Source organism: Bradyrhizobium diazoefficiens (assembly GCF_016616885.1).
Taxonomy (GTDB): domain Bacteria; phylum Pseudomonadota; class Alphaproteobacteria; order Rhizobiales; family Xanthobacteraceae; genus Bradyrhizobium; species Bradyrhizobium diazoefficiens_F.
Map to the genome: position 1 here is coordinate 3108155 of NZ_CP067102.1, position 15014 is coordinate 3123168.

Genomic DNA, 15014 nt, shown 5'->3' on the forward strand with positions numbered 1-15014 from the left:
TTGAGGTGGAGGGAACTCTATGCGGTTGCGCTGATCGGCGCCAGAGCGCCGGCGTCGCGATGTTGCAGCCGGAAGAACGAGGCGTAGCGGCCGGAGCGGCGCAAGAGCTCGTCATGCCGGCCCTGCTCGACGATCTCGCCACCCTCGACCACCAGGATGCTGTCTGCGTGCATGATGGTGTGCAGACGATGCGCGATCACGATGGTGGTGCGGTTCTGGCAAAGATGCTCGATCGCCTCCTGCACCTGCCGCTCGGATTCTGAATCGAGCGCGGCGGTGGCTTCGTCGAGCAGGATGATCGGCGCGTTCTTGATCAGCGCGCGCGCCACCGCGATGCGCTGGCGCTGGCCGCCCGAGAGCTGCGTGCCGTGCTCGCCGACCGGCGTGTCGTAGCCGAGCGGGAAGCCCATGATGAAATCATGCGCGCAGGCCGCCTTCGCGGCGTCGATGATCTCGTTCTCGCTCGCGCCCGGTTTGCCGAAGGCGATGTTGTTGCGGATGGTGTCGCGGAACAGATAGACGTCCTGGCCGACATAGGCGGTCTGCGCCCGCAGCGATTTGCGCGACACCGCGCCGATCGACTGGCCGTCGATCACGATGTCGCCTTGCGTCACCTCGTAGAAGCGCAACAGCAGCGCCAGGACGGTCGACTTGCCGCCTCCGGAGGGGCCGACCAGCGCGGTGACCTTGCCGGGCTCGGCGACAAAACTCATGCGGTTGAGCACGGTTTCATTGGCGCGATAGGAGAAGCTGACGTCGCGCAGCTCGATCCGCGCGTCGGACAATTTCAGCGCGGCCTTGTCGTCGTCGGAATGCTCGCTCGCCGGGCTGTCGACGACTTCGAGCAGCATGCGCGCGCCGACGAGCTGGCTGTTGAGGTCGATGTTGAGCCGCGCCAGCCGCTTGGCCGGCTCGGTCGCCATCAGGAAGGCGGTCATGAACGAGAAGAACGCGCCGGGCGTGGCGTTGAGCGCGACCACGCTGTAACCGCCATAGAGCAAACAGCCGGCGACCGCGAAGCCGCCGAGCATTTCCATCAGCGGGTTGGAACGGTTGGCGACGCGGGCCATCTTGTTGGCGGTGCGCTCGACGATCGCGATGTTCTCGTCGATGCGCTTCTGCATCGTCTCTTCAAGCGTGAACGCCTTGACCGTGCGGATGCCTTGCAGCGATTCCTGCATGGTCTCCATGATGTCGGCAGTGCCGGTGAACTGGTTGAAGGCGAGACCCTTGATGCGCTTGACCAGCTTGCGCAGCACCAGCATCGCCGGCGGCACCGCGACGAGGCCGATCAGCGACATCAGCGGATCCTGCCACACCATCACGCCGATCATGGCAAGCAGCATCATCAGGTCGCGCCCGACTGCATTGACCAGCATGTTGAGCACGTCGGTGATCGACTTGGCGCCGGCCGTGAGCCGCGCCAGGAATTCAGACGAATGACGCTCCGAGAAGAAGCCGACGCTCTCGCGCATCAGCTTGGCAAACAGCTGGCGCTGGTTGGTGGCGAGGATGGCGTTACTGATCTTGGTCAGGATCACCATATGGCCGTAGGTCGCCACGCCCTTGATGAAGAGCAGGATCACCGTGATGCCCGAGAACATCGCGATGCCCGGGATGTTCTTGTCGACATAGGCCTGGTTGATGACCTGGCCGAGCACATAGGTCGCCCCCGCGGTCGATCCGGCCGCAGCCGCCATCAGCGCAAAGGCAACGAGGTAGCGCCGCCAGTAGATGATCCCCTGTTCCGTGACCAGGCGGCGAATCAGGATCGCTGCCGCATAGGGATCGTCGGTGATTTTCTTTGGAAACTGGGCCATCCGGTGTCCATTGACGGCCAAGGCGAAAAGCCTGCCCGCACGTCAGGGATCGAATGGCCTCTGTGCCCGCTAAAGCTCCGCTTTTCAAGCCCAATTAAGGGCTTGCGCAGGAAGCGATTTTAGGCCGAGACGGCGTGGCGGAGCTCGCCGTGGCGCTCGCGGAACAGCTTGTCCTCCCAGGCCAGCGCGTGCGCCGCGATGGTCTCGAGGTCCTCGTATTGCGGCTTCCAGTCGAGCAGGCCGCGGATGCGGCTGGTGTCGGCGACCATGGTCATGATGTCGCCGGGCCGGCGCGGAGCGTATTGCACGGCGAAGCTGCGGCCCGACACCCGCCGCACGGCGTCGATGGTTTCGAGCACCGAATAGCCGCGGCCATAGCCGCAGTTCAGCGTGGTCGAGGCGCCGCCATTGCGCAGATAAGCGAGCGCCGAGCGATGCGCCTGCGAAAGGTCCGTCACGTGGATGAAGTCGCGCATGCAGCTGCCGTCCTGGGTCGGATAGTCGGTGCCGAACACGTCGATCTTGGCGCGCTGGCCGGTCGCGGCTTCCACCGCGATCTTGAGCAGATGGGTGGCGCCGGCGGTGGCCAGCCCAATGCGCGCCTGCGGATCGGCGCCCGCGACGTTGAAATAGCGCAAGGTCACGTACTGCATGCCGTAGGCGGCGGCGACGTCGTGCAGCATGATCTCGGTCATCAGCTTCGACGAGCCGTAGGGCGACAGCGGCCGCGTCGGCGCGTGCTCGGGCACCGGCACCTGATCCGGATCGCCGTAGACGGCGGCGGTCGAGGAGAAGATGAAGCGACTGATGCCGCGCTTCACCGCGACGTTGAGCAGGTTGCGCGCGGTCATGAAATTGTTGCGGTAATAGCCGAGCGGATCGCGCATCGATTCCGGTACGACCACCGAGCCTGCGAAATGGATGATGCTCTCGATGTTGTGCTGGGCGATCACGCCTTCAAGCAGGTTCTCGTCGCCGGCATCGCCAATGAACAGCGGCACGCCTTCCGGCAGATAAGCGGAGAAACCGGTGGAGAGATCGTCGATCACGACGACGTCCTCGCCGGCTTCCGCCAGCGCCAGGACCGTGTGACTTCCGATATAGCCGGCGCCGCCGGTGACTAGCACGGTCATGATCTCACCCGTCTTCGATCAACGCACCAAGTTAGCGTTTGCGCGGTGAAGAGGGGGTTTCGGCAGGAGTGAACTGGTCACTATGCTTAATGTTGCGTATAGGGGGCGCACCAGACGGAGCATGACGTGGCCAATTTCCCGGACGATCTGCAAGTGATCGTGCCAAATCTGCACAGGCGCTATTCCGGGGTCACCGCGACCAACCGGATGGTGGCGCCGCGGCTGGCAAAGCTCTATCGCGCCGCATGGTTCGGCTCGGATGCGCCGGAGGGGATTTCGCGGCTGAGCGTCGCCGATGTCCTGAAACTATGGCGCCGCAAGTCGCCGCTGATCTGGCATGCGCGCCGCAATAACGAGATGATCGCAGGTGTTGTGCTGCGCGCACTCGGCTGGCCGCTCAAACTCGTATTCACCTCGGCGGCGCAGCGGCATCACAGCTGGATCACGCGCTGGCTGATCCGGCGCATGGACGCGATCATCGCGACCTCGGACATCTCGGCCTCGTTCCTCAAAGTGCAATCGACAGTGATCCCGCACGGCGTCGACACCGATGTCTATGCGCCGCCGGTCGATCGCGCCGCGGCGTTTGCGGAAGCCGCGCTGCCGGGCCGTTACGCCATCGGCTGCTTCGGCCGCGTGCGCGCGCAGAAGGGTACTGATGTGTTCGTCGATGCGATGTGCCGATTGCTGCCGCACTACCCGGAGTTCACGGCGGTCATCGTCGGACAAGTCACGGCCGAACAGACGCCCTTTGCCAACGACCTGAAGAAGCGCATCGAGCTGGCCGGCCTGCCATCGCGCATCGTCATCACCGGCGAATTACCGATCGAAGACGTGCAGCGCTGGTATCAGCGGCTGACGATCTACGCCTTTACGTCGCGCAACGAAGGTTTTGGCCTGACGCTGATCGAGGCGATGGCAACCGGCAGCGCGCTCGTTGCCGCACGCGCTGGAGCTGCCGAACTCGTGGTCGAGGATGGCGTGAGCGGCGTGCTGATCCCGACCGGTGATGCGGAGGCGCTGGCGGCGGCGCTCGAGCCGTTGATGCGCGATGTGGCTCTAGCGACTGCGATGGGCGAGCGCGGTCGCGAGCGCGTGCTCGAAAAGTTTAGCCTCGATGCCGAGGCGGCCCGGATCGGCGAGGTCTATCGTCCGCTGCTCTGAGTGATCGCAGACCGAAAACGCGAAAACAACCCCATGCACAGTAGCCCGTGGCAGCGAAATCAACGGCTTGACGGGCGGGTGCGAGGTGGATGCGGATTTTTCGAATTTCATTTGACGCGTCGGGCAAAACACGTCTAGAGTGCCAACATCACGAAGTCTCGAGAATTTAGTCTCGCCCTCGAAGGCCGGCCGAATCGCAGCCGTTTACCCCCGCCTGGTCTGAGCAATCACTTCAGTCGCGAACGCGTCGAGGTCGCCGCCGGGGAAGAGAAAGCCCGGCAGTCCGAGCGCTTGGCCGGCCTCGATGTCCCGGGCCTGATCTCCGATCACGAAGCTGCCGTCGAGCTGCACCGGCCAGTGCCGGACCAGATCGCGCAACATGCCGGGCGCGGGCTTGCGCCAATCGTGCTCCCCGATGTAGCCGGCAACCGTTCCTTGCGGATGATGTGGACAGAAGCGAATGTCATCGATCCCAGCGCCGTCGCGGGCGAGTTCGTCGCGCATCCAGCCGTGTAGCCGGTTCACATCATCTTCGGTGAAGAGGCCGCGCGCAACGCCGGACTGGTTGGTGAAGACGAACACCCAATAGCCGGCCTCGTTGAGACGGCGGATGGCCCTGGCAACGTTTGGCATCCAACGGATGCGGTCGCGCGTGCCGATATAGCCATCGTCATGATTGATGACGCCGTCGCGATCCAGGAATGCGGCGGGCTTCGCCCGGCGGCCGTCAGACATTTGCAAGTCCGTGTGTCCTGGCCAGCACGTCTCGTGCGATCTCGACCACGTCCTCCGCCGCGATGTCACGCATGCAGCGGTGGTCGTTGATCCGGCAGATCGTGCTCTGGCAGGGCTGGCAGGCGAGCACGCTCTTGGTCTGGACCACGGTCGCGGCGAGGCCGTTGAGGGGGGCCCAGAGATAGGGGCTGGTCGGGCCGAAGATGCCCATGGTGGGCGTATCGAGCGCGGCCGCGATATGCATCAGGCCCGAATCGTTCGAGATCGCGACGCCGGCCGCGGCCATGGCGAGGATGCCGTTGCGCAAATCGTTGCCGGTGAGGTCCCGCACGCCCGGGCCACCGGCCGCGACGATCTCCTGGGCGAGGCCCTTTTCCGCGGGGCCGCCGACCACCCAGACCTCGAGCCCGCGCTCGACCAGCAGGCGGGCGGCCTCTGGATAGTAGGTCCAGCGTTTTGACACCCCGACCGAGCCGGGGGCGAGCGCGATCGTGGCGCCGGCGCTGAGGCCATTGGCCTGCCGCCAGCGAGCAATCTCCTCGGCCGGGACCCGCAATTGCGGCACCGGCCATTCCGGCGGCAGGGGGGCGCCGTCGGGCTGGGCCAGCGCGGCGTTCTTGTCGATGAAGCGGGGCAGCTTCTTCTCGCCCCAGCGCCAGCGGTTGAGTAGGCCGAACCGGAACTCGCCAACGAAGCCCACCCGTTCAGGGATGCCGGCCAGCGCCGGCGCAATGGCCGCCTTCCAGGTCCGCGGCAGCACCAGGGCGGTGCCGTAGTTCCGCTCGCGCAGGAGCCGCGCCAGGCCGAGCTGGCGGCCCACGGCGAGGCGGCTGCGGGGCAAGTCCCAGACGAGCCCAGCGCGTACGCCGGGCATGTAGTCGACCAGGGGGGCGCACAGGGACGTGGTCAGGAGATCGACCGGCCGATTCGGCCATCGCTCCTTCAGCACCCGGACCACTGTGTGATTCCGGACGAAATCGCCGATCCACATATAGGGGACGATCAGGATCGGGCGCGTGTCGCTCCGATCCTCACTTCCGCCAAATTGCGAATCGTTGTTCATTCGTTAATTGTGCCGCGGGGCCCTGTTGGGGCGGTTCGGTTAGCCGCTCCCGGCCGGCAGGTAAAGCCGGGAGAGCGCGAATCCAAAGCGTCAGTCCCAAAATGCTTACACTTTGGCAGATGATGCGCTACGGCAGATATCGGGCCTCATAATTCGGGCAGGGATTTTGGAATGTTGCTGGTGACCGGCGGGGCCGGTTTTATCGGGTCGAATGTTGTCGCCGCGCTGAACGACGCCGGCCATAGCGATGTCGTGGTCTGCGATCTCCTCGGCAGCGACGGCAAGTGGCGCAATCTCGCCAAGCGGCAGCTTGTGGATATCGTTCCCCCGGCCGAGCTGCCTGACTGGCTGAAGGGCCGCAAGCTCGACGCCGTGATCCATCTCGGGGCGATTTCCGAGACCACCGCGACCGACGGCGATCTCGTGATCGAGACCAATTTCCGCTTCTCGATGCGCCTGCTCGACTGGTGCACGGCCAATGCGGTGCCGCTGATCTACGCGTCGTCGGCTGCGACCTATGGCGACGGCGCGGAAGGCTTTGACGACGATGCCTCGCTGCCGGCGCTGAAGAAGCTGCGGCCGATGAATCTCTATGGCTGGAGCAAGCAGCTGTTCGATCTCGCCGTCGCCGAGCGCGTCGCGCGGGCTGAGAAGCTGCCGCCGCAATGGGCGGGCCTGAAATTCTTCAACGTGTTCGGCCCGAACGAATACCACAAGGGCACGATGATGAGCGTGCTGGCGCGCCGCTTCGACGACGTCAAGGCGGGCCGCGTCGTGCAGCTGTTCAAGTCGCATCGCGACGGCATCGCCGACGGCGACCAGCGCCGCGATTTCATCTACGTCGACGACGTCGTGCGCGTGATCCTGTGGCTGCTGGCGACGCCTGCGGTGTCGGGGCTGTTCAATGTCGGCACCGGCAAGGCGCGCAGCTTCCGGGAGCTGATGCTGGCTGCCTATGCCGCGCTCGGCACCAGGCCCAACATCGACTATGTCGACATGCCCGAGCAGATCCGCGGCAGCTACCAATATTTCACCGAGAGCAAGGTCGATCGCCTCCACCGCGCCGGCTATAACAGCGGCTTCACGACGCTGGAGGACGCGGTGAAGGCCTATGTCGGGGATTATCTCGACCGGCCCGATCGCTTCCGTTGAGGCCCAATCACCATGCCGACGCCCCTTCTCGATTTCGATGCCCTCGCGCAAGGCATCTCCGGCCGCACGGTGCTTTGCATCGGCGACATCATGCTGGACGAGTTCGTCTACGGCGAGGTGTCGCGGATTTCGCCGGAAGCGCCGGCGCCCGTCATCGCGGCCCAGCGCAGCGAGATCCATATCGGCGGCGCCGGCAACGTCGCGCGCAATATCGCTTCCCTCGGTGCGCGCTGCATCTTCGTCGGCCTTGTCGGCGAGGACGATGCGGGGGCGCGGCTCAAGGCCGCGCTGGCGGACCACGCCGGCATCGAGAGCGCGCTGGTGTGCGACCCGTCGCGGCCGACCACGCGAAAAGTCCGTTTCGTCTCCGAGCATTTTTCCGCGCATATGCTGCGCGCGGATTGGGAGCAGGCGCAGCCCGCCTCCGACGAGGTCGAGACCAGGCTGATCGAGGCGATCCTGCCGCAGATCGCGCGCGCCGATATCGTGCTGCTGTCCGATTACGCCAAGGGCGTGCTGACCGCGCGCGTGATCCGCCACACCATCGATGCCGCGCGAAACCTCGGCAAGCCCGTGATCGTCGATCCCAAGAGCCTGAACTGGGCGATCTATCGTGGCGCCACGCTGCTCACGCCCAACCGCAAGGAATTCTCGGAAGCCACCCGCAGCCGCGCCGACACGCCGCAGAGCATCGTCGATGCCAGCGAGGATGTGATGCGGCTGGCCGATTGCGAGGCGATCCTGGTCACGCAGGGCGAGCACGGCATGACGCTGGTGCCGCGCAAGGGTGAAGCCGTCCATGTTCCAGCTTTCCCGGTGAAGGTGCGTGACGTCTCCGGCGCCGGCGACACCGTGGCCGCCGCGCTCGCGGTGTCGATCGCGGCGGGGGCGGACTGGGACACGGCGCTGCGCATGGCGAGTGCAGCCGCCGCCGTCGCGGTCGGCAAGCAGGGCACCGCCAGCGTGAGCGCCGACGAGCTGCGGCGAAGGATCCTGCCGCATGCCACTCTTGCCGCCGAGGAGAAGGTCGTGAGCGCGCCTGGTACACTCGCGGCCCAGCTCGCCGAATGGAAGCGGCAGGGGCTACGCGTCGGCTTCACCAATGGCTGCTTCGACATCCTGCATCCCGGCCACGTCAAGGTGCTGACCGCGGCGCGCGCGGCCTGCGACCGCCTGATCGTAGGACTAAACAGCGACGCCTCGGTGCGGCGGCTGAAGGGTGCGGATCGCCCGGTCCAGGACGAGCGGGCGCGTGCCGAAGTGCTGGCTGCGCTCGAAGCCGTCGATCTCGTCGTCATCTTCGAGCAGGACACGCCGATCGACCTGATCATGCGCATCACGCCCAGCGTGCTGGTCAAGGGCGGCGATTACACCCGCGAGCAGGTGGTCGGCCACGAGGTTGTCGAGGCCGCCGGCGGAACGGTCGTGCTGGTCGATATCCTCAAGGGTTTCAGCACGACCGCGCTGGTTCATCGCGCGCGCGGAGAGACGAAGTGACGGAGCTCGTGCGGGACTCGATGTGGGGGACGACGCTGCGGCGCTTGCGCAGTCCGGCGGCATGGTCCGAGACGGTCGACCTGTTTGCCATCCTGACCGCGGCCTCGCTGCCGTGGTCGACGTCGCTGGCGGCGATCTTCAATGTCGCGATGCTGCTTTGCATGGTGCCGTTTCTCGACGTCGGGGACTTTCTGCAGTCGCTGAAGCGGCCGATCTGCGCGCTGCCGATCGCGCTGTTCCTGCTCGCGCTCGTCGGCACGCTGTGGTCGGAGGCGTCCTGGGGCGCGCGGTTCTACGCCGTGAATCCGACGACGAAGCTGCTCGTGCTCCCGGTTCTGATCTATCATTTCCAACGCTCGTCGCGCGGGCACCTCGTGTTCATCTCATTTCTGGTGTCCTGCGCGCTGCTGTCGGTGATGTCCTGGCTCGTGTTTCTCCATCCCACGCTGTCGCTGAAGCCGCCTGATGAACCCAATTCGCGCGGCATCTTCGTGAAGAACTATATCGACCAGAGCCAGGAATTCACATTGTGCGCGGTCGCGCTGGCATTTCCGATCGTGAAGTTGTTGCAGCAGAAGAGGGTCTGGCTGGCTGCGCTGCTGGCGGCAGTCGCGCTCAGCTTCTTCGTCAACATGGCCTTTGTGGTGATCTCGCGCACCGCACTCGTGACCGTACCGATCATGCTGGCGGTCTTCGGGCTGCTGCATTTGAAATGGCGCAGCGTCCTGATCATCTTCGCGGCTCTCGCGGCCCTCGCCGCGGTGACATGGAAGACCTCGTCGACGCTGCACAACACGATTGAAACATTCTCCGTTCAGTACGAGCTCTACAAGGACAAGGGCATCCCGACATCGATCGGACTTCGGCTCGAGTTCTGGCGCAAGTCGCTGGCTTTCTTCGCCGAGGCGCCGCTCGTCGGTCATGGAACCGGCTCGACGCGCGGCCTGTTCGAGCAGGCCGCGACCGGCGGCCCCAACCAGGCCTCAAACGAGGTGATCGGCAATCCCCATAACCAGACGCTGAACGTGGCCGTGCAATGGGGCGTTGTCGGCATCATCATCCTGTACGCGATGTGGGCGGTCCATCTCCTTCTGTTCCGCGGTGATGCGCTCGCCAGCTGGATCGGGTTGCTGGTCGTTGTCCAAAACGTATTCACCTCGCTCTTCAATTCCCATCTGTTTGATTTCCACGAGGGCTGGATGTACGTCATCGGCGTCGGCGTGGCTGGCGGCATGGTGCTCAATTCACACCAGAACGGTCGGAGCCCGGGACAAGCCCGCGGCTGAGCTTCGGAGCGCTGGCAAGTCCCGGCGAGATGCGCTATCAGCGCGGTCAGGTTGTATGTAGCACTGGAGATATTCGGCCGCAGATGACGCGTCTTTCGCATCTCACCTTGCGTAACTTCCTGATCGCGCTTCACGACCTGGTGGCGACGGCCGCGGCCCTGTTCGTTGCGTTCTATCTGCGCTTCGAGGGCGGCGCGGGCTTCTTTGCTCGCTTGCCGCTGCTGCTGCAGATCCTGCCTTATTTCCTCGCCTTCAGCGTGGTCGTCTTCTACGTCTTCAACCTGACGACCACGAAGTGGCGCTTCATCTCGCTGCCCGATGCGCTGAACATCATCCGCGTCGCCACGGTGCTGACGGTCGCGCTTCTCGCGCTCGACTACATCTTTGTCGCGCCGAACGTGCACGGGGCTTTCTTCCTCGGCAAGATCACCATCCTCCTCTACTGGTTCCTGGAAATCTCTGCGCTGAGCGCGCTGCGGCTGACCTATCGCTATTTCCGCTATACCCGCGTGATGCATCACGTCAGGACCGAAAATGCCGCAATGACGCTCCTGATCGGGCGCGCCGCCGATGCCGAGGTCGTGCTGCGCGGCGTCGAGAGCGGCGCCATCAAGCACCTCCGCCCGGTCGGAGTGCTGTCGCCGTCCCGGGCCGATCTCGGCCAGCTCATCCGCAACGTGCCGGTCGTCGGCGCGATCGACGATATCGAGGATGTCATCGGCAGCTTCGCCAAGCGCAATAAATCGATTGCCCGCGTGGTGATGACGCCGTCCGCCTTCGAGCCCGAATTGCATCCCGAGTCCGTGCTGATGCGGGCGCGGCGGCTTGGCGTGATCGTCAGCCGCCTGCCGTCGCTCGAGCAGGGGGATGTACCGCGGCTCACCTCGGTTGCGGTCGAGGACCTGCTGCTGCGGCCGAGCGAGACGATCGACTACGCGCGTCTCGAAGCCCTGATCAAGGACAAGAGCGTCATCGTCACCGGCGGCGGTGGCTCGATCGGCTCGGAGATCTGCGAGCGCGTGGTTGCGTTCGGCGCGGCGCGTCTCTTGATCGTCGAGAATTCAGAGCCGGCCCTTTATGCGGTCACCGAGGCGCTCGTCGCGCGCGGTTCCGGCGCCGAGATCGAAGGTCGGATCGCGGATATTCGCGACCGGGAGCGCATCACGCGTCTGATGGCGGAGTTCAGGCCGGACATCGTGTTCCATGCCGCGGCGCTCAAGCACGTTCCGATTCTGGAGCGGGACTGGAGCGAGGGCGTCAAGACCAACATCTTTGGCTCGATCAACGTGGCCGACGCCGCGCTTGCGGCAGGCGCCGAGGCCATGGTGATGATCTCGACCGACAAGGCGATCGAGCCGGTCTCGATGCTCGGTCTGACCAAGCGTTTCGCGGAGATGTATTGCCAGGCGCTCGACCACGACCTCGTCGCGCATGCCGGCGGCAGCAAGCCGGCGATGCGCTTCATCTCGGTCCGGTTCGGCAACGTGCTGGCTTCGAACGGGTCGGTCGTGCCGAAGTTCAAGGCGCAGATCGAGGCCGGCGGTCCGGTCACCGTGACGCATCCCGACATGGTCCGCTATTTCATGACCATCCGCGAAGCCTGCGATCTCGTCATCACGGCCGCCACCCACGCGCTCGGCGCCAAGCGTTTCGACGTTTCGGTCTACGTGCTGAACATGGGCCAACCGGTGAAGATCGTCGATCTGGCGGAACGGATGATCCGGCTCTCGGGTTTGCAGCCCGGCCACGACATCGAGATCGTGTTCAGTGGCATGAGGCCGGGCGAGCGGCTGAACGAAATTCTGTTCGCCTCCGAGGAGCCGACCGTCGATATCGGGGTCGCCGGCGTCATGGCGGCGAAGCCGAACGAACCGCCGATGCAGACGCTGCGCAAATGGATCGTGGCACTCGATCAGGCGATCGCGCGCGACGATCGGGCGACCATCAGGACTATTCTGAAGGATGCGATCCCTGAATTCGGGTCGACCGCGGCCTGACCATGCAGCTCCAAGGTAAGATCGTCGTCGCGAGCCAGCATTATCCGCCGGATCCGAGCACGACCGCGGCAATCATGGCTGAGATCGCTTGCCGCCTCGCCGAGGAACATGAGGTCGTGGTGCTGTCGGGCTCGCCTGGCGCGCTGCCGGCCTCGCAGACCGGTACGGACAAGCCACGCGTGATCGCCGTCAAGAACCGGATGGCGGGAAAGGCGGCGCTGGTCCGGCGCGGCCTCTCCGAACTGCTGTTCGTGCTGCGCATCTTCGTCGCGCTGTTGCGGCAGTTGCGGCGAGCAGATGTCGTGCTCACCGTCACGGCGCCGTTCATATTGCCTTACGCGGTTGCGGCCGCGGCGTGGCTCAAGGGCGCGCGTTCGGCGCTGATCATGCACGATCTGTTTCCGGATGTGCTGGTGATGGCGGGCCTGTTGAAGCCGCACTCGATCGTGGCGGGCGCGATGCGCGCCGCCAACAGCCTGATGTTCCGAGCGCTCAACGCCGTCATCACCATCGGCCGCGATGCCGAGCGGCCGCTCCTCAGCTATTCCGGCATGACGCGGAGCAAGGTCCGCTTCATCCCGAACTGGGCGACGCTGGCGCCAGCGGCGCGGCCGGTGACATCGGGCAATCCGTTCCGCAAGACGCTGGCCGCCCGCTTCATCGTCGGCCTGTCCGGCAATCTCGGCTTCACCCATGATCCGGAGATTGTGTTCGAGGCGGCGCGCCTGCTCAGCGACGAGGTGGACATACACTTTCTGCTCTCGGGCTGGGGCATCGGCTTCGAGCGGTTGAAGCAGTTGCAGGCGGATGCGAACCTGCCTAATGTCTCCTTTGTGGCGCGGGTCAAGGATGCCGAGCTCGAGGCGTTCCTGGCCGCGGCCGACATCTGGATCATTCCGTACCGCAAGGACGTCGCCGGGGTGTCGGTGCCGAGTCGTTTCTATAATCTACTGGCGGTTGGCCGTCCGGTCGTGCTGGTCTCCGAGCCCGAGGCCGAGGCCGCGCTGACGGTGGTGGAGAACGGTCTCGGCTGGGTGGTGACGCCGGGCCGCGCCGATCAACTCGCCGCGGCAATCCGTGCGGCGTCCGCGTCCTGCGACGGCGCTATGGCGGAACGCGCGGTCAAGGCGGCATCGAAGTTCGATCGCAGCGTTGCGATGAACGCCTATGCTGCCCTGATCGACGAATTGTTGCGCAACCCGAACCTTCCGGAGCAACGATGAGCGAGAACAGGCGAGTCGTGCTGGTGACCGGCGCGAGCGGCTTTGTCGGCCGTCACGTTGTGCCTGACCTGGTGCGCGAGGGATGGTCGGTCCGCCGCGCGGTCCGCAGCCCGAAAGGCCTTGACGACGAGGTCGTCGTCGAGACGGTCGGCCCGGACACCGATTGGACGGCCGCGCTCGAGGGCGTCGACGCGGTCGTTCATCTCGCCGCGCGCGTGCATCACAAGCATGAGGAGCACGCGGTCCAGCTCTATCGCAACGTTAACATCGCCGGCACGCTGAACTTGGCGCGCTCTGCGGCGACCGCTGGCGTGCGCCAGTTCATCTTTATCAGCACCGTTCTCGTACATGGCCGAACCAACGAGGGCCGCCCCCCGTTCAGCGAGGACGACATTCTGACGCCGCGCGGCCTCTATGGTATGTCCAAGGCGGCAGCCGAGGCTGGCCTGAGGATGCTCGCGCGCGACAGCGACATGAACATCTCGGTGATCAGACCGCCGCTGGTCTATGGCGCGGGTGCCAAGGGTAATTTTGAGCTGCTGACACGCGTGGTGAATTTTGGATTGCCGCTGCCCTTTGCTGCGATCCGCAACCACCGCGCCTTCCTCGCCGTGCAGAACCTCTCGTCTTTCATCCTGCGCCGACTTGTGCATCCGGACTCCGCGAGCAATTTCGAGATCTTTTTGGTGGCCGACAGGGAGCAGGTCTCGACGCCCGAATTCATCGAGCGCATGGCGCGGGCGTCCGGCAAGCGCCCGCGACTGTTCGGCATGTCGCCGGAGCTGCTGAGCTCATTGCTGGGCCTGGTCGGCCGGCAGGACACCCATGACAGCCTGATCGGCTCACTCGAGCTCAACGTCTCCAAGGCGATCGCGACGGGATGGCAGCCGGTGGTGTCGCTCGACGAAGGTCTGCGGCTAGCGCTGGCAGCTCAGGACGCCTGAGAACGTGAGAACCGGTGCAGCACAAAGGCGGTCGCGATCGCGCCAGCGAGCAGGGCGAGCAACGTGACAATCACCGAGCCGGCGCGGACGGTGAGGATGGCAAGCGCCGCCAGCACGAGGTTGAGTGTAAACGTTTCGCCGATGACGCGCGGGACTGTAAACCCGTTATTGGTGGCGCGTTGGTAGAAATGCGAGCGATGCGCCGACCAGAATTGTTCGCGGCGCGCGATCCGGCGAAACAGCGTGATGGTCGAGTCTGCGAGGTAATAGGCCGGCAGCAGCAGCGCTGCGGCCGGTTGCCCGTACCAGGCAAGTTCCAGCAGGCACCAGCCGAGCAGGAGGCCGATCGGCAGGCTGCCGACATCACCCAAAAATACTTTTGCGACCGGTTTGTTGAACGGCGCAAAGCCGAGCATGGCGCCGAACAGGGCCGTGGCAATCAGTACGGCTGGCCATGAGAGGTCGCCGAGCCATCCGAGCAGCAGCAGCGCCGCCGTCATAGGCACCACTTCCGCCACCGTCATCAGGTCGAGCCCGTCCATGAAGTTCACGAGGTTCACGAACCAGACACCGGCGAGCAGGATGAGACCTCGTTCCAGTGCGAGCGGCAGCGCCGGCACAATGCGCGCGGTCTCGGGTGCGATGACGACGACTGCACCGACGCAGGCTGCTTGCAGCACCAGGCGCACCAGCACCGGCAGCGACACGACGTCGTCGGCGAAGCCGACTAGCGCGATCACGATCGTCGCAATGACGAGCGCGGGGGGGATCGCGACGCTCGCCCAGACCGCCCACGCCGATGCGACGACAAGCGTCGCGGCAATGACCGCGATGCCCGCGCCCTGCGGCGTCGGAATGCGGTGCGACGAGCGTGCGTTGGGCCGCGCCAAAGCATAGCGCTGGAGTAGGGGACGGCTGGTCCAGGTGATGATGGCCGATATCAGCGCGGCGATCGCGAGGGCAAGCAGCGAGGGCATGACGGCAACGGCTTCGGCGCCCG

General features: G+C 65.2%; 12 protein-coding genes. 7 read left to right on the plus strand and 5 right to left on the minus strand.

Annotated features, from left to right (window positions below; genetic code table 11):
- Positions 1–17 precede the first annotated feature (17 nt).
- Together JJC00_RS14155 and galE are read right to left on the minus strand one after the other, a co-directional pair.
- Positions 18–1820 carry an ABC transporter ATP-binding protein gene (locus JJC00_RS14155; protein ID WP_200473135.1) on the minus strand — a complete coding sequence of 601 codons (1803 nt, stop codon included), beginning with the start codon at positions 1818–1820 and terminating at the stop codon, positions 18–20.
- 119 nt (positions 1821–1939) lie between these two features.
- Entirely contained in the window at positions 1940–2953 is a 1014-nt protein-coding gene (gene galE / locus JJC00_RS14160) for a UDP-glucose 4-epimerase GalE (protein WP_200473136.1), read from the minus strand.
- A gap of 126 nt (positions 2954–3079) precedes the next feature.
- On the opposite strand from galE, the gene JJC00_RS14165 reads away from it, so the two are divergent.
- Positions 3080–4117 carry a glycosyltransferase family 4 protein gene (locus JJC00_RS14165; protein WP_200473137.1) on the plus strand — a complete coding sequence of 346 codons (1038 nt, stop codon included), beginning with the start codon at positions 3080–3082 and terminating at the stop codon, positions 4115–4117.
- 204 nt (positions 4118–4321) lie between these two features.
- On the opposite strand, the gene JJC00_RS14170 is transcribed toward JJC00_RS14165, so the two are convergent.
- Both JJC00_RS14170 and waaF read right to left on the minus strand, forming a co-directional pair.
- A complete protein-coding gene (locus JJC00_RS14170; RefSeq protein WP_200473138.1) occupies positions 4322–4852 on the minus strand; it encodes a D-glycero-alpha-D-manno-heptose-1,7-bisphosphate 7-phosphatase in 531 nt (176 codons plus the stop codon).
- A complete protein-coding gene (gene waaF, locus JJC00_RS14175) occupies positions 4845–5915 on the minus strand; it encodes a lipopolysaccharide heptosyltransferase II (protein ID WP_200473139.1) in 1071 nt (356 codons plus the stop codon). The genes JJC00_RS14170 and waaF overlap by 8 nt, the downstream gene beginning before the upstream one ends.
- A 171-nt stretch (positions 5916–6086) precedes the next feature.
- Here waaF and rfaD point away from each other — a divergent pair, with 171 nt between their 5' ends.
- From rfaD to JJC00_RS14205, 6 genes are all read left to right on the plus strand, one after another.
- Positions 6087–7067, plus strand: coding sequence for an ADP-glyceromanno-heptose 6-epimerase (gene rfaD / locus JJC00_RS14180; RefSeq protein WP_200473140.1), 981 nt, complete (start codon positions 6087–6089; stop codon positions 7065–7067).
- A 12-nt stretch (positions 7068–7079) separates the two neighbouring features.
- A complete protein-coding gene (gene rfaE1 / locus JJC00_RS14185; protein WP_200473141.1) occupies positions 7080–8564 on the plus strand; it encodes a D-glycero-beta-D-manno-heptose-7-phosphate kinase in 1485 nt (494 codons plus the stop codon).
- Positions 8561–9850 (plus strand): O-antigen ligase family protein, encoded by a 1290-nt coding sequence (locus tag JJC00_RS14190; RefSeq protein ID WP_246774208.1) that lies wholly within the window; start codon positions 8561–8563, stop codon positions 9848–9850. The genes rfaE1 and JJC00_RS14190 overlap by 4 nt, the downstream gene beginning before the upstream one ends.
- 83 nt (positions 9851–9933) lie before the next feature.
- A complete protein-coding gene (locus tag JJC00_RS14195) occupies positions 9934–11847 on the plus strand; it encodes an SDR family NAD(P)-dependent oxidoreductase (protein WP_200473142.1) in 1914 nt (637 codons plus the stop codon).
- 2 nt (positions 11848–11849) lie between these two features.
- Positions 11850–13070: a glycosyltransferase family 4 protein gene (locus JJC00_RS14200; protein ID WP_200473143.1), complete on the plus strand. Its 1221-nt coding sequence runs from the start codon at positions 11850–11852 to the stop codon at positions 13068–13070.
- Positions 13067–14014 (plus strand): NAD-dependent epimerase/dehydratase family protein, encoded by a 948-nt coding sequence (locus tag JJC00_RS14205; RefSeq protein WP_200473144.1) that lies wholly within the window; start codon positions 13067–13069, stop codon positions 14012–14014. The genes JJC00_RS14200 and JJC00_RS14205 overlap by 4 nt, the downstream gene beginning before the upstream one ends.
- On the opposite strand, the gene JJC00_RS14210 is transcribed toward JJC00_RS14205, so the two are convergent.
- Positions 14002–14991, minus strand: coding sequence for an MraY family glycosyltransferase (locus JJC00_RS14210; protein ID WP_433996529.1), 990 nt, complete (start codon positions 14989–14991; stop codon positions 14002–14004). The two genes, JJC00_RS14205 and JJC00_RS14210, sit on opposite strands and share 13 nt — an antisense overlap.
- Between the last annotated feature and the right edge of the window lie 23 nt (positions 14992–15014).

Bases quoted from the DNA above. Each gene is read 5' to 3' on its own strand.
- JJC00_RS14155 (WP_200473135.1), bottom strand. From the start codon at position 1,820: ATGGCCCAGTTTCCAAAGAAAATCACCGACGATCCCTATGCGGCAGCG.
- galE (WP_200473136.1), bottom strand. From the start codon at position 2,953: ATGACCGTGCTAGTCACCGGCGGCGCCGGCTATATCGGAAGTCACACG.
- JJC00_RS14170 (WP_200473138.1), bottom strand. From the start codon at position 4,852: ATGTCTGACGGCCGCCGGGCGAAGCCCGCCGCATTCCTGGATCGCGAC.
- waaF (WP_200473139.1), bottom strand. From the start codon at position 5,915: ATGAACAACGATTCGCAATTTGGCGGAAGTGAGGATCGGAGCGACACG.
- rfaD (WP_200473140.1), top strand. From the start codon at position 6,087: ATGTTGCTGGTGACCGGCGGGGCCGGTTTTATCGGGTCGAATGTTGTC.
- rfaE1 (WP_200473141.1), top strand. From the start codon at position 7,080: ATGCCGACGCCCCTTCTCGATTTCGATGCCCTCGCGCAAGGCATCTCC.
- JJC00_RS14195 (WP_200473142.1), top strand. From the start codon at position 9,934: ATGACGCGTCTTTCGCATCTCACCTTGCGTAACTTCCTGATCGCGCTT.
- JJC00_RS14200 (WP_200473143.1), top strand. From the start codon at position 11,850: ATGCAGCTCCAAGGTAAGATCGTCGTCGCGAGCCAGCATTATCCGCCG.
- JJC00_RS14205 (WP_200473144.1), top strand. From the start codon at position 13,067: ATGAGCGAGAACAGGCGAGTCGTGCTGGTGACCGGCGCGAGCGGCTTT.
- JJC00_RS14210 (WP_433996529.1), bottom strand. From the start codon at position 14,991: ATGCCCTCGCTGCTTGCCCTCGCGATCGCCGCGCTGATATCGGCCATC.